This window comes from Simplicispira sp. GW247-4R2A (assembly GCF_059424465.1).
In genome coordinates this window covers 34,517-47,960 of the sequence record NZ_JBWKZM010000008.1, presented here as the reverse complement: position 1 = coordinate 47,960, position 13,444 = coordinate 34,517, and the positions used below count along the sequence as shown (strand labels likewise).

General features: G+C 59.2%; 10 protein-coding genes. 3 read left to right on the top strand and 7 right to left on the bottom strand.

The window, feature by feature from the left end:
- Positions 1-43: 43 nt before the first annotated feature.
- Positions 44-784 carry a sulfite exporter TauE/SafE family protein gene (locus tag AC07ZH_RS07545; RefSeq protein WP_495199203.1) on the top strand — a complete coding sequence of 247 codons (741 nt, stop codon included), beginning with the start codon at positions 44-46 and terminating at the stop codon, positions 782-784.
- Between the two features lie 187 nt (positions 785-971).
- On the opposite strand, the gene pedF is transcribed toward AC07ZH_RS07545, so the two are convergent.
- The 4 genes from pedF to AC07ZH_RS07525 form a co-directional block, all read right to left on the bottom strand.
- Entirely contained in the window at positions 972-1,358 is a 387-nt protein-coding gene (gene pedF, locus AC07ZH_RS07540; RefSeq protein WP_495199284.1) for a cytochrome c-550 PedF, read from the bottom strand.
- 321 nt (positions 1,359-1,679) lie between these two features.
- Positions 1,680-2,192, bottom strand: a complete 513-nt coding sequence (locus AC07ZH_RS07535) for a c-type cytochrome (protein ID WP_495199202.1) — start codon at positions 2,190-2,192, stop codon at positions 1,680-1,682.
- 2 nt (positions 2,193-2,194) lie between these two features.
- A complete protein-coding gene (locus AC07ZH_RS07530; RefSeq protein ID WP_495199201.1) occupies positions 2,195-2,770 on the bottom strand; it encodes a pentapeptide repeat-containing protein in 576 nt (191 codons plus the stop codon).
- A 53-nt stretch (positions 2,771-2,823) separates the two neighbouring features.
- Positions 2,824-4,653, bottom strand: coding sequence for a methanol/ethanol family PQQ-dependent dehydrogenase (locus AC07ZH_RS07525; RefSeq protein ID WP_495199283.1), 1,830 nt, complete (start codon positions 4,651-4,653; stop codon positions 2,824-2,826).
- Between the two features lie 284 nt (positions 4,654-4,937).
- Between AC07ZH_RS07525 and AC07ZH_RS07520 the strand changes: the two genes are divergently transcribed.
- Both AC07ZH_RS07520 and AC07ZH_RS07515 read left to right on the top strand, forming a co-directional pair.
- Positions 4,938-6,245, top strand: a complete 1,308-nt coding sequence (locus AC07ZH_RS07520) for a sensor histidine kinase (protein WP_495199200.1) — start codon at positions 4,938-4,940, stop codon at positions 6,243-6,245.
- Positions 6,242-6,982, top strand: coding sequence for a response regulator (locus AC07ZH_RS07515; RefSeq protein WP_495199199.1), 741 nt, complete (start codon positions 6,242-6,244; stop codon positions 6,980-6,982). The genes AC07ZH_RS07520 and AC07ZH_RS07515 overlap by 4 nt, the downstream gene beginning before the upstream one ends.
- A 51-nt stretch (positions 6,983-7,033) precedes the next feature.
- Here the strand turns inward: AC07ZH_RS07515 and AC07ZH_RS07510 are convergent, their stop codons facing one another.
- The 3 genes from AC07ZH_RS07510 to AC07ZH_RS07500 form a co-directional block, all read right to left on the bottom strand.
- Complete coding sequence (locus AC07ZH_RS07510) at positions 7,034-9,550, bottom strand: TonB-dependent receptor (protein ID WP_495199198.1); 2,517 nt, start codon at positions 9,548-9,550, stop codon at positions 7,034-7,036.
- Between the two features lie 524 nt (positions 9,551-10,074).
- Positions 10,075-11,052, bottom strand: coding sequence for an FAD:protein FMN transferase (locus tag AC07ZH_RS07505; protein ID WP_495199197.1), 978 nt, complete (start codon positions 11,050-11,052; stop codon positions 10,075-10,077).
- Positions 11,053-11,068: 16 nt separating this feature from the next.
- A complete protein-coding gene (locus tag AC07ZH_RS07500) occupies positions 11,069-13,255 on the bottom strand; it encodes a 4Fe-4S binding protein (RefSeq protein ID WP_495199196.1) in 2,187 nt (728 codons plus the stop codon).
- Between the last annotated feature and the right edge of the window lie 189 nt (positions 13,256-13,444).

The window sequence follows — 13,444 nt, the reverse complement described above, 5'->3', positions numbered from 1 at the left end:
AGCAACGCAATCGGCCAAGTCGGCGGGTTTAGCATCGGGGGCCATGCTCGACACCGCCCTCCTCCTCACCGCCGCCTTCGTCGCTGGCGCCCTCAATGCCGTTGCCGGAGGAGGCAGCTTCCTGACGCTGCCCGCACTTGTTTTTACAGGCGTCCCCCCGGTAGTGGCCAACGCCACCGGCACCGTCGCTCTGCTGCCCGGCTACATGGCCGGTGCCTGGGGCTTTCGCGAAGACACGCAGCCGCCGCCAGGGCTCTCCATGCCGCGTCTGGTGGTGCTCTCGCTCGTCGGCGGTGCGGCGGGCGCGGGCCTGCTGCTGGTCACGTCCAACGACCTGTTTTCCGTCATCGTGCCCTGGCTGCTGCTGGCCGCCACGCTGCTGTTTGCGCTGGGGCCCAAGCTGCGCGAATGGACGGCGGGGGGCAAGCCGTCCACCGCCAAAGCGACAGCGGGCGTGCTGATCGTTGCGGCCTACGGGGGTTATTTCAACGGCGGCCTGGGCATCTTGCTGCTGGCGCTGTTCGGGCTGCTCGGCCAAACCAACCTGAACGCCATGAACGGGCTGAAGAACTGGGTCTCGGCCCTGCTCACCGCCATTGCCGTCGCCATCTACGCTGCAGGCGGCGTGGTGCTGTGGCCGCAGGCGCTGATGATGATGGTGGCCGCCACCCTGGGCGGCTACGGCGGCGCGCGGGTGGCCCGGCGCATTCCCGCGCCCTGGCTGCGTGGCGGCATTGTGCTGACGGGTCTGGTGATGACGGCCATCTTTTTCTGGCGGCAGTGAGGGCGCTGCACGCCGCAAGCAGGGCGGAATCCAACCGACGTCACCGCCATATGCCAAGGCCACTGCCACCTCAATGGTCGCCACCATGGCAAGGCTCGTCGAATCGACGGCGCTTAACTTCATCGTCTTTTCCATTGGAGACGCAGACCCGCTTGCCGCCTGGTGTTATTTCCGCAAGCGACACGGTTTAGTCGACGTGGACCGTCTCCAGCCAAGCGCGAATCGCCCACATGGCCTCTTGCGAGAAAATGCCCTCAAACGGCGGCATGTAAACTCGGCCGTCGCGCGTTGATCCGTGACGAATACGGTTAAGGAATATTTCGTCGCCTTCGTCACCTGTTGGCAAATAGCGTAAATCCGGCGCAATACCGCCGGATTTGGCCTCTAAACCGTGGCATCGGGCGCAATTTTGGTTATAGGCAGAGGCACCTATATGGATTGCGGTTTTGTCTCCACGGTAAGGGTTGGACGCGAGCCACGCAGTACCTACCGACTTGAGTCCGGTCGTGTCCACCGCTTGCGGGACCACGTCGCCGTGTGCCAGAGCAGCGCCAGCAGCCAAGCCAAGTGCCATAGATACAAGTAAATGGGAAATGGGGGTTTTTGAAAAAATCACTTTGTCTCCTTGAATATAAAAATTGAGTGTGTTTAGGGTCGCAAATAAAATCGTTTCGTGCATCCCAAGAAGCCATGCATGTCAAAGCAAAGTGCCATGGCCGGCTATTTCCTGACATCCATGACGTTTGACAGCTTGTTTTTTCGGTTATTTTTATAATCAGGCGCAGGTCAGAGCCCGCCGACGGAGCCGGGCGCGCGGGTGCTATTGCAGTCTGCCGGATTGACATCCGCCAACGTTGGGGCTTTGCGTTACATCACTGCTAGCCAACATCTATTTTCATGGCTTATTTTCATCGGCTCCAGATTGAATGGAGGTTTCGTTGGCAGATTCAATGAAAGCCTGGATCGCCCAAATAACCTCTTGACTCAAAACCGGCTTCCAACTCGGCATATGGACCACGCCAACGATCTTTTTACCCTCCCGCACGCTTTTAGAGAAATATTGATCGTTGTCCGTCATGCAGGCGGCTTTCAAACCAATCTCTGTAATTCGCCGGCAATAGCGATTTACTTGGCGCAAATCAGGCGCCGGCATCCCGCCATGCGGATTGGCGTCAACACCATGGCACCGTGCGCAGGATTGATTAAAGGCTGATTTCCCAATTTCCACCGCGGTCTGGTTACCCCGATAGGGATTATTTTTGAGCCATACATCGCCAAGCGGCGGCAAGTCGGACAAGTCAAGTGCCGGCGCTATCGCAACCTCTGCTGCCGGCGCGATAAGCGCAAAAACCATCAGCAGCAGCCCGAGGGTGCTGCGTCCCCAGCGGATAAATACGTTGCTCTTCATAGTCAATAGTCCGTCGGGCAACCGATGCAGCCTTCGAAAAACGAATCCGGAAATATGGTGTACTTAAAGAAGGCGCCTTCCATATTGGCGTTCTTCAGATCGGTGGTGACAAATTTCGTTTCCTGCAGATTCGCATTGGTCAAACGGGCACCGACAAACCAAGCAAAATTAAGGCGGGCCATTTCCAGATTGGCGCCCGTGAGGTCGGCCCCCGAAAAATCAGTTCGCATCAAGCGCGCAAACTCCAAATCGGCACCAATCATTTTTGCCCCCCGGAAAGTCGCCGTCGGGGCGCTGACCTGGTTGAGACGGGCGGCGGTCAGGTCCGCACCATCCAGGATCGCGCCCGCCAGATTGGCCCCGCGCAGATCGGCACGAGCCAGGTTGGCACCGGTCAAATCGGCTCCGGCCAGATTTTTCCCGGCCAGTTTCGCGTGGCGCAAGTCAACACCTCGACACTGTGCGTGCGGCCAAATGCCGCAGCCGTTCATGACCAGAGGTTCAGAGTGGGTCGGCTGCGCGCAGACCGCTGCAGCCGACAGCGTGAGAAGGGCAAAAAGCAGTGTTCGCAATGGCATCAGAATCTCGATACAAAAGCGCGACGACCCTACAAGTCGCCGCGCGATAGCCCTTAACGGGCCGCCACCGCCATCTTGGGCAGTTTGAAGACCCACATCGAGCCGCCCTGGGTAACCTGCTTGGTCAAGTCCGCCATGTCGCCGCCCCACAGTGGTACGGCGCCGCCGTAGCCGGACTGGATACCCACGTACTGTTCACCATCCATCTCCCAGGTGATCGGCACCGAAACCACGCCTGAGCCGGTCTGGAACTTCCACAGTTCCTTGCCATTCTTGGCATCGAAAGCCTTGACGTAGCCATCCGACGTTCCGGTGAACACCAGGCCACCAGCCGTGGTCAAGGTGCCGGCCCAGAGCGGGAATTTCTCGTTGTGCTCCCAGACAATCTTGCCGGTGACCGGATCAATGGCACGCAACACGCCGACATGATCGTCATGCAGCTTCTTGATGCGGAAACCCTGGCCGAGATACGCGGAACCCGCCTTGTAGGTCAGGTGCTCGGTCCAGTAATCCATCCCCCATTCGTTGGATGGAATGTAGAACAGCCCTGTTTCTGTGCTGTACGACATGGGCATCCAGTTGGTACCTCCAAGGAATGGCGGCGACACAAAAACTGTTTTCCCCTTGTCGGCACCGGCCTCAGGCAACGGCGGGCGGCCGTTATTTTCGATTGGTCGACCTGTTTTCAGGTCAAAACCGGTAGCCCAGGTAATGCCTTTAACGAACGGCCAGGCGCCAATCAGCGAGGTCGGCTTATTCGGGTAACCAGCACCGGTAGCCAGCTTTTCGCGGTCGGTGACGAAGAAGAAACCGTTGCGGTCAGCGTGCGCTGATGCCTTGACCTGCTTGCCAGTCTTCGGATCTTTGTACTCAAAGAGAACGACAGAGTTGTTTCCAGAGAAGTCCCAGGCGTCGTTCGGCGTGTGCTGGAAAAAACCCTTGAGTTCGCCAGTACTGGCATCCACGTAGGCTTGCCCCGAGGTAAACAAACTGTCCCAATTGCGCGGATCGTCGCCTTCTTTGGTGCGCTTCCAGGTGTTCCATGGTCCGGGATTGCCGGCGCCAATAACCACGGTATTGGTTTCTATATCGAAGCTGGCCGTCTGCCAAGGAGCGCCGCCACCATGGTTCCAGGCATCAACCAGTTTGCCGTCCTTATCGCGCGGCCAGGAGGGCGCGTTGGCATCACCCGTAGTCACGCTGTCCTTGCCGTTGAGGCGACCCATATGGCCTTCGACCAGCGGCCGCGCCCAGACTTCCTCGCCAGTGTCCGGATCACGGGCGTAAAGCCAACCGACCACGCCGAATTCATCGCCCGAGGAGCCGTGGATCAGCAGCATTTTGCCGGTCTTCTGGTCCTTGACGACAAAGGGTGCACCGGTCATTGTGTAGCCAACTTTGTGGTCGCCAAATTTCTTTTTCCAGACGACCTTGCCGGTGTCCTTGTTGAGGGCGACGATGCTGGCATCGAGCGTGCCGAAGAAAACCTTGTCGCCGTAAATGGCCGGGCCGCGATTAACAACGTCGCAACATGGACGAATATCTTCCGGAAGCCGGTATTCATACTCCCATAGGCGTTGGCCAGTCTTGGCGTCCATCGCGAACATGCGCGAATATGAGCTGGTCACGTAGATGACACCGTCGTGTACCAATGCCTGACCTTCCTGGCCGCGCTGTTTTTCACCACCGAATGAGAAACTCCAGGCTGGCACAAGATTTCCGACATTGGCGGGGTTGAGTTTTGTCAACGTGCTATGGCGTTGCGCTTTGAGCCCAAGACCGTAGGTTAGGACATCCCCCGGAGTTTTGGCGTCATTGACGATATCTTCCCAACTTACTTTGCTGCCGGCAGCAATTGCCGGGGCAGAGAAAGCAGTAATCATAAGAGCTGCGAGAAGGGTTTGGCGCGGATTGAACCTGATTGCTTCCATTGTTTTGTGTCTCCTTGAATTAACGTTGTAACGTCCCCAATACCTCAAGTTGGTTCGTCCAAACCAACCGGCAGCAAAAGTATGCAATCCCGAGCACCTGGATGTCTCAGGATGCGGCCACCATCAAACCGGGAGAAATGCCCGGCTTGATCAGCACTTTCCTCTGAATCACCCATTCGCCCAGATCGGGCACGAAATCTGCTGCCGATATTTCATCTTTCGGCATAAGGCAGGCGATGGATCTCAGACGACAATTGGTCCGCTTTCTCGGAGCGCTTTTGCTGCTGCTAATGCTCGCAGCGGTGCTGATCAATCTGTACTCGCTGCGCAGCGACGTCTCCACCGAGATCGCCGCCTCGGAACAACTGGTCAAAGTGCTGCTCGAAATGGGCCAAATCGAGCACGAACTGTCTCCTGCAGAGGCCGCCAGCCGCTTGGCAGCCATTCTCAATAACGGCCAACTGCGTCATCTGAGCGTCAGTACCGACGATTCGGCGGCACCAGCAAACGGTCCTTCGGCCACAAGTCGGTTGATTGGAATGCTTGGAATTGACTCAGCAACCACAGCTCGGCGGGTACGCCTGGGCCATCAAACGCTGTACATTGCCCCCAATCCGGCCTCGGAAATTGAAGAGCGATTGGGTGACACTGTCCGTCTTTGCAACACCTTGCTGTTATTTTCTGGAGCAACGTTACTGATCGCCTGGTGGTCGGTTGAACGCGCGCTGGTTCCCTTTCGCGATCTGGAAGCCGGTCTCAAGCGTTTGGCCAGGGGCGAGAAAGACCCAGCGCTCCCCAGCTTCACATTGCGTGAATTCAAACAGGTGGCGGGCGCCATCAACGATCTTGCGGCGGCACTCGATACTGCGCATGCAGCACGGAGGCGCCTTTCCCGCCAACTGATAGAGGTGCAGGAAGACGAACGGCGGACCTTGGCGAGAGACTTGCACGACGAGATGGGGCAAACGCTGACCGCCATTGGCTTCACAGCGGCCTATCTCGAACGCAATGCCGAGCAGATCGACACCCAACGTCTGACCGAATGCGCCCAGGATTTGCGTCGAGACATCCGCACCAGCGGCAAACAACTGCGAGACATGCTCAAAAGCCTGCGGCCGCACGGTCTGGATGCATCAGGTCTGGCCAGCGCCTTACGTGAACTGCTGGGCAGTTGGCAACAGCGGGTGTCGGGAATTAGTTTCAAGCTTGAGATGCCCGCAGAGCTGCCTTGCTTGGACAACGACATCGGGCTGGTTCTGTACCGCATTGTTCAAGAGGCGCTGACCAATGTTGTCCGACACAGCGGCGCCTGCTGCTGTAGGGTCACCGTCGAAACAACCGCCTGCGTTCTTGTTCTGCGTATTGAAGATGACGGCAGTGGCCTGCCGCCGGAGGGCTTGCCTCGCCGCAGCGGGCTGCTTGGGATTGAGGAGAGGCTGCACATGGTGGATGGCCACCTGAGCATTGGCCCGGGAAAGTCGCAGGGCCTGCTGCTTCAAATCAGTCTGCCGCTGAGGAAACTCGTACCACAGGAGAAAATATGATCCGCATCATTTTGGTCGATGACCACGCTGTCGTAAGAACGGGCTACCGCCGCCTGCTCGATGCCGAACCTGACCTGCAAGTCGTTGGCGAAGCCGCCAGGGCTGATGAAGCGAACGCACTCGTGCTGCGCACCACTCCAGATGTGGCTCTGGTGGACCTCAGCCTCAAAGGGAGTAGCGGCATAGAGGCCATTCGCGGCATGCTCACCCGCCAGCCGAAACTTAGAGTCCTCGTCCTATCAATGCACGAGGACGCCGGTTACGTCACCCAGGCACTGCGCAGTGGCGCTCATGGCTATCTCACCAAATACTGCGAACCAGAAGAGGTCATCGAAGGCATTCGTTGCATCGCTGCCGGCAAGCGCGTATTTTCGCCTGAGATCGCCCAAACACTTGCCCAGGAAGCTGTCGATGGAGAGAGCGCATTCACCCACCTCACGCCCCGGGAGTTCGAAGTACTGCGTATGCTCGTCCAGGGTGAATCGGCAGCCGAAATTGCCGGATCCATGCAACTCGGTCACAAAACGGTACTCAACTATCTCTCGCTGATTCGGCAAAAGCTTGATGTCAACAGCGATTTCAAACTGCTTCATCTGGCAGCACGTCACGGCCTGGTAAATCTCAGTACCCAGATGCCAGTAACTGAAAAATCGCTGCTCACTCAACCGGTCAGAGTGAATGCAGATTCACAAGCAGAGCAAGTCACCATCCGGTCCGGGTTTGCAATCTATTTTTGACGCATTCCCGTTGCACGCCCTCACCGAGGGCTTATTTGGCGCCGTTAAAAATTAGCGGAATGCATACCGGAGCCCCACCCAGATCTGGCGCGGTGCGCCGGGCGCGTAGAACGCCGACTGAACGAGGGGATAGCCGTCCGCACCCGATCCGCCGAGCGGTCGGGCCGCGAAATTACCGTTTGCATCGAAGCCTGTCGCTCCCAATTGTGCTGCGGTGTTGTACTGCCTGTCGAACACGTTGTTGATTTGCGCCAACAACTGCAACTGTGGCGTCACGCGATAGTTACCGCCCAAATTGAAAACCGCATAGCCGGCACTACGGCCTGAGCCAAGATAATATTTACCGTCTGGTTGGTTGCCGTTGTTCTCATTACCACGCGCCAATGCACCTGACACTGCCACCACAGTGGCGTTGAGAGTGAAGGATGGCGACACTGCATAATTGGCAAACAGTTTCAATATCTGTCGCGGGATCAGCGGAATCCGGTCACCCGGCCGGATGTTGATGGTGCCGTCCATTCCAGGGCTCCCCGCTATGGCTGCGTCATTGCTACTGTTGCCGCTGCCATTGACGGTTTCGGCGCTCTGGTAGGTCGCATCGAGCCATGTGTATTGCGCGCCCAGATTCAACTTGCCAATCTCGCCGCTCAGGCCCAGCTCTAACCCGCGACGCCGGGTTTTGCCGAAATTCTTGAAGTAACCATAGCCGGCCTGATCGTCAGCGACAAACTGGATATCGTCATGATTTTCAGCACTGAACACGCCTGCATTCCATCGTAGATTGCCGGCCAACATGCCGCGCAGGCCCGCCTCAAAAGTACGCGTCACGACCTGCTTCAGCGGCGGGTCGCCAGCCATTGCGTTTGGCAGCTTGCAAGGCTGATCTGGATTGGCACAACCGAGTTCGATTGCTGTCGGCGCGCGGCTGCTTTCGTTGTAGCCCAAATAGGTGTTAAGTGTCTTGGCCGGGCTGTAAGTCAGACCGATGGCCGGATTCAAGCGTGAGAAGCGGTTGTCGCCAGTGAGCGATGCGCTGTCGCTGGCATCATGGATCTGGTCGCGATTCTTGATGGATGTCGTGTTGTAGCGCCCCGACAGCGTCAAGTGCAGGTTGTCCTGAATCGATAAGGTGTCGCTGGCAAACAGGCTCCAGGTCTGGATGCGGCCAGCCAGATTGACCCGCGTGTCATACGGCTCGCCATCCACATTGCCGCCGCTGACGCCATCGCCGAACGCGCTGACGCCGGTAATGCTGCGATCCGGATTCAGATAGCCGAGCTGCGAGGATTGCACGAAGCGCACCCGACTGGCGTCATAGCCGGCGCCGGTCACCAACTGGTTGCGCTTGCCAGCCAGATCGCCCAGCCAGGTGAGCTGGCCTGACAGCCCGAAATTCTGTTGTGAATTCTGGCCACGGTTGATCAACCCATTGCATTTCTCGGCCGGCTCGTCGTTTTGCAGTGCTTGCGCGATGCAGCGCCAGGATGGAAAAGGGGTGTTGGATGCATTGGCGCCGCTGACGGGATAACCGCTGTAGCCGGCCGCAGCCAGCGCCGCTCTATCGGCTGCACTGGGTTGATAAACCGCCTGATCCAACGAGTCATCGTTGATGTCCCCGTTGTAGGTTGATGTCTTGATGTCGCGGTAATACACGTTGCCGGAGAACAGCAGATTGTCATTGACGGAGTGGCTGCCCGCCAGATTGAGCATGGTGGAGCGGTTATTCGTCTGGTCCGGGATGGTGTAAACGCTGGCGCGGTCAAGCGCCAGGAGACTTTGCTCTTGCAGGCCATTGCCGGTCAGCTGATTGTCGGCATGCGACAGCGACAGCTTCAGATCGGTGGCGCTGTCATGCCAACCCAGCTTGGTGAACAATTGGCGCACATCGGACGGCGAATCTTCGCGCCAGCCGTTCTCCTTGAACAGGTTGCCGGTGACATACCAGTCCAGCCCCTTGTCGTTAAAGCCGCCGTGCTCGAATTCGACCGCACGCCGAGCATGGCTACCGAGCGTGGTCTGCAGCGAGGTGCCCGGATTGCTCCGGCCGTCCTTGGTCTGCACCGACAGCGCGCCGCCCAGCGTATTCAGGCCAAATAGCGGGTTGGAACCCGGCATCAACGTCATTGACGAGATCGCTGCGCGCGGGATCAAATCCCAGCTCACCACATCGCCAAATGGCTGGTTCATGCGCACCCCATCTACGTACACCGACAAGCCCTGCGGCGTGCCCAGCAGCGGCGACGCGGTGTAGCCGCGGTAGCTAACATCCACCTGGAAGGGATTGCCCTGCATTTCGTTGACATGCACGCTGCCCAGCGTGCGGTTCATGAAATCGCCCAGGTCCAGCGCACCGCTGCGTTCGATGTCGCGGCTTTTGGCAGTTTGCACCGGCGCCGCGATCTCGCTGAGTGGCTGGCCGATGCCAGGCAGTGGCGTACTGCCGACAACCTCAACCGCCGGCAGTATATTTTCCTGTTGCGCTTGGGCATGCGCAGTGAACGCGGTCGCCAGTGCCAGTGCGATAGAAGTACGGGGCCATGGCCCACAGTGAAGTAACGGATGTTGCATAAGGTGTCCTGATTTTTTCTGTATGGCTGGCGGGCGAATCTGGTAGGGCAGTGCATGCGAACGACAAAGTTGACCCTGCAAAATTCACCCAACCACCCGAACCAGCCGATCTACACCGGTATTTCGCGCACCTGCAGCCGTTTCGACAACTACTGTCGCGGTCATCGAGTAATCCCGTCTCCAACGCGGTGTTCATGCGGCTTAGCATGGGTTTTCCAAGTCAACTATAGGAACGGAACTCCCGCAAAGCCCGGGAATTGCCTGCACAAAACCCGGGAAAACTTCCCGGCGTCAATGCGTTTGGGGCAAAAAATCTGTTCTACCAACTAATGCCTTGAACACTGTGCCAGCCGTCTTGAAAGGGAGGGAACAAGAACCCCACGGTGCGGACGAATCAGACGACAACAGTGCCTCCTGGGGGTAGAGGCGATTTCCGGCTTGGCACAGCTCAACCCACCTTCAACAATTTGGCCGCAGAAACCCCACGAAACGGCTGGATCGATCGTCTGGCCGAGCTCACACTTTCAGGCCAGGAGCACATCGGCAGTCGCCTCCCAGCGGCCAGCTTTGTCCACCCACAGCACGCCCACTTGCCAGCGCTTGGCGAGCTGGGGAATCTGCTGCGGACCCGCGACGAACATGACTTTGGTGAGGGCGTCGGCCATCATTGCGCTGGGCGCCAGCACGGTGACGCTGCTCAGATCGGGCGGTGAGTCGCCCGTGGCCGGATCGAAGATATGGTGGTGTTTGTGATCCGCCGTGAAGGCACTTCGGTTGTCGGCTGAAGTGGCCACGGCACGGCCATCTCCGCGCAGCGTGGCCACCAGTCGCTGTTCGTCGTGCGGGTCTTCAATGCCCAAGGTCCACGCCTGGCCATGTTCATTCCGACCCAGCGACGCATATTCGCCGGCATCGATCAGGGCATTGGCAATGCCATGGTTGCGCAGCGCTTCGCGGGCCGCATCCGCCGCATAGCCCTGCGCAATGCCGTTGAAGGTAAGGGCCATGCCGGGGCGACGCAGCTCAATGCGCTGCTCGCCCACCTCCAGAGACTGCCAGCCCACGCATTGCTGTGCGGCGTGGATTTCGGCCGCGGTAGGCTCGCGCCCTTCACTCTGGGCTTTGGCGTGCAATGCCCACAGCGGCTGCACGCTCAGGTCGAACCGACCGTTGCTGCGCCGGGACACCATCTGTGCGGCGCGCAACACCTTGAGCAGATCGGCGCTGGGGCGTTCCAGGTAGCCCTGACGGTTGAGCCGCACCAGCTCGCTGTCCGGTCGGTACAGACTCATGGAAGCTTCGACGCGCCGGATGGCCGCCACCGCCGCGTCGAGCGCGACCTCGGCCTGTGCGTTGTCAGAGTGCGCGGCTCGCAAGGTCAACGTGGTGCCCAGGCCCAACATCACACGCTGGCGCCAGTGCAGGGGTGCGGCTGGAACCGCATGCGGCGCAGTACTGGCAGCCGCACCAAGGGTCGCGAACAGAAAATGGCGTCTTTGCATCTTTGGCCTTATTGCTTTAGGCGTCCGTGCCGGAGGCCGCCGTCGGGACGGGCACGGGCTGCACGGGTATCACCCGGCTATTGCGCTTTTGGATAATGAGCGGAGTGCACAGCTTGTCGCTCTCATAGATCACCACGCAGTCCAGGCACTGGAAACACTCGTCGTAGTCAATCTTGCCTTGCGGTTCGATGGCCTGGTACTCACAGCGGTGGCGGCAGGTCTGGCACGGTTGGCCGCATTCGGCGCGGCGCGGCAGCCAGTTCAGCAGTCGCACACGGCCCAGCACTGCCAGCCCTGCACCCAGCGGGCACAAGTAGCGGCAAAAGCCCCGGTAGACAAAGGCGCTGAACGCGAGCAAGGCGACAGCCCACAGAACGAATGGCCAGGATCTGTGAAACCCCAGCGTGATCGCAGTCTTGAAAGGTTCGACCTCCACGGCCTTGTCGGTCCAGGGCGCTGACATGAAGGGCATGGCAATCACCACCGCAAGAACGCCATATTTGAGGTATTTCAAGCGCTTGTCGGTGCGGGTATGCAGACGCCGCTGCGGCAGCCCGAGTGCGCGTGCGATCTTGGCGATGAACTCTTGCAGTGCGCCAAACGGGCAGAGCCAGCCGCAGAAGGTGCCGCGCCCCCAGAGCAGCAGCGAAATCACTACATAGGCCCACAGCAGTACCGTCATCGGGTCGTAGAGGAAGAAGTCGAGGCTGCGTCCGGCCCGCAGTGCCTGGATAGCGGCCGTGAAGTTGACAATGGACAACTGGCCTTGCGCATACCAGCCAATGAAGCCCAGGGTAAACAGCAGGTACGCAGTACGGACCTGCGCCATGCGCCGCGGCGACGCGGTGACCCACTTGGGGCGGGCGAGCAACACGGTGAGCAGCGCCAGCGCCGCACACAGCACGCCGATCTCCCAGGCGCGGTCGGTCCAGAGGGCGTGCCAGGTCTTGTTGTCGGAAGCAGAAACGTCAAAGTAGTCGGACGGAAGCCGCAGCTTGAGCACGAAATCCTTGCGCGCCTTCTCGGGAAACATCTGGCCTTTTTCACGGGTCACGCTCAGCGCGAAGTCCAGGGGCTGCGAAGGGTCCAGACTGGCCTGGCTGATGACCTTGAACACACGCCACTGCACGTCCGGGCCGCGCCAGTCGGCTGGCAGCTTGGGGGATCCCTCGATGTTGAGGTCGCGCAATTCGATCGGCAGGCCAGACTGTGTCAAGGTAAGACGGTCCGGCACTGCACCCGCAATGTAGTTGTCGCCGACAAAGCTGTAGCGCCCACGCGTGGCCACCAGGAAGGCGTGGTCACCGGGCTCGATCCAGCCCATGAGGTATTTCCATGCCTTGTCGCTCAGCACATTGCGCCCCACGCTGGGCACATTGAGGTACAGCACCATGAGCTGTGTGAATACGGCGTCGGGCTCGCGCCGTGCAATCTCATCCTGGCGTTCGCCCACTGTGCCCTTGAACGCGGCTTCCACGTCCTTGTTCAGCAGGGTTTTGCGGGTCACGAGGCCGGCCCGCTCCAGCGCCGAAAAATCCATGGGCTGGTACAGATGGGTCTTGATGCGGCCAACCAGATCCGGGTCTGTGCCGAGGGCAAAGCCGAGCCTGGCGCGCGCCACCTTGAGTGCGGCTGACAGCAGGCTCTGGTTCACGATACGCGTCGAGGCGGTGGCCTTGGCGACACCATCGATGAAGACATTGGCGCTATCCGCCTGGCCGGTCTTGTTCGAGTTGGAGCCAATCTTGATGCTCTGCGTGATTCCCAGTCCCTGGTACTGTTTGACGAACCTGTCCAAGGGAGCTGGGCCGAGCCCTTCAACAAAGACCGGCTCGTGCTGGGAAAGAACCTTGACATCCAGGAATTCCCCCTTGTTGTCGAGTGCAATCAGCAGGTTGATGGGCGTACCTGAGAAGCCTGGCACCGGAGCGAAGTCAAGCGATTCGAATGCAAAGCCGACCGCAACAGGGTCGCCCCAGCCCTTGTCGCTTCGCATCTGGCGAAACAGGGGCCACACCGGCAGCTCGGGGTCTTTTTCTCCGACGATCAGCGGTTCGGGAAAATATGCCGCCAGCTTTTCCCGATCAAGCGTAACCGCGTGCGCCGACGAGGCGACCAGCAGCAAGAAGCTCGCGGTGCCGAGGTACCCGGCGAGACCCGGAATCCGAAGGAACAACTTGATGACAAAACGCACAAGGTGCATGGAAGACCGTTCAGCAATGAGACATCGTGTGCCTTAGGTTGCAATTTCTGTACCACCAAGGGTTTTCCACAAGAGGCCCATCGCCCCACCATCAAAAGCACGAACCGCGAATGAACAACGGTGCGCGAGACTGGCATGGTCAACATCCTCGGAAAATCGTGCGCCTTGATGGTGTGCACCGCTTCCCGC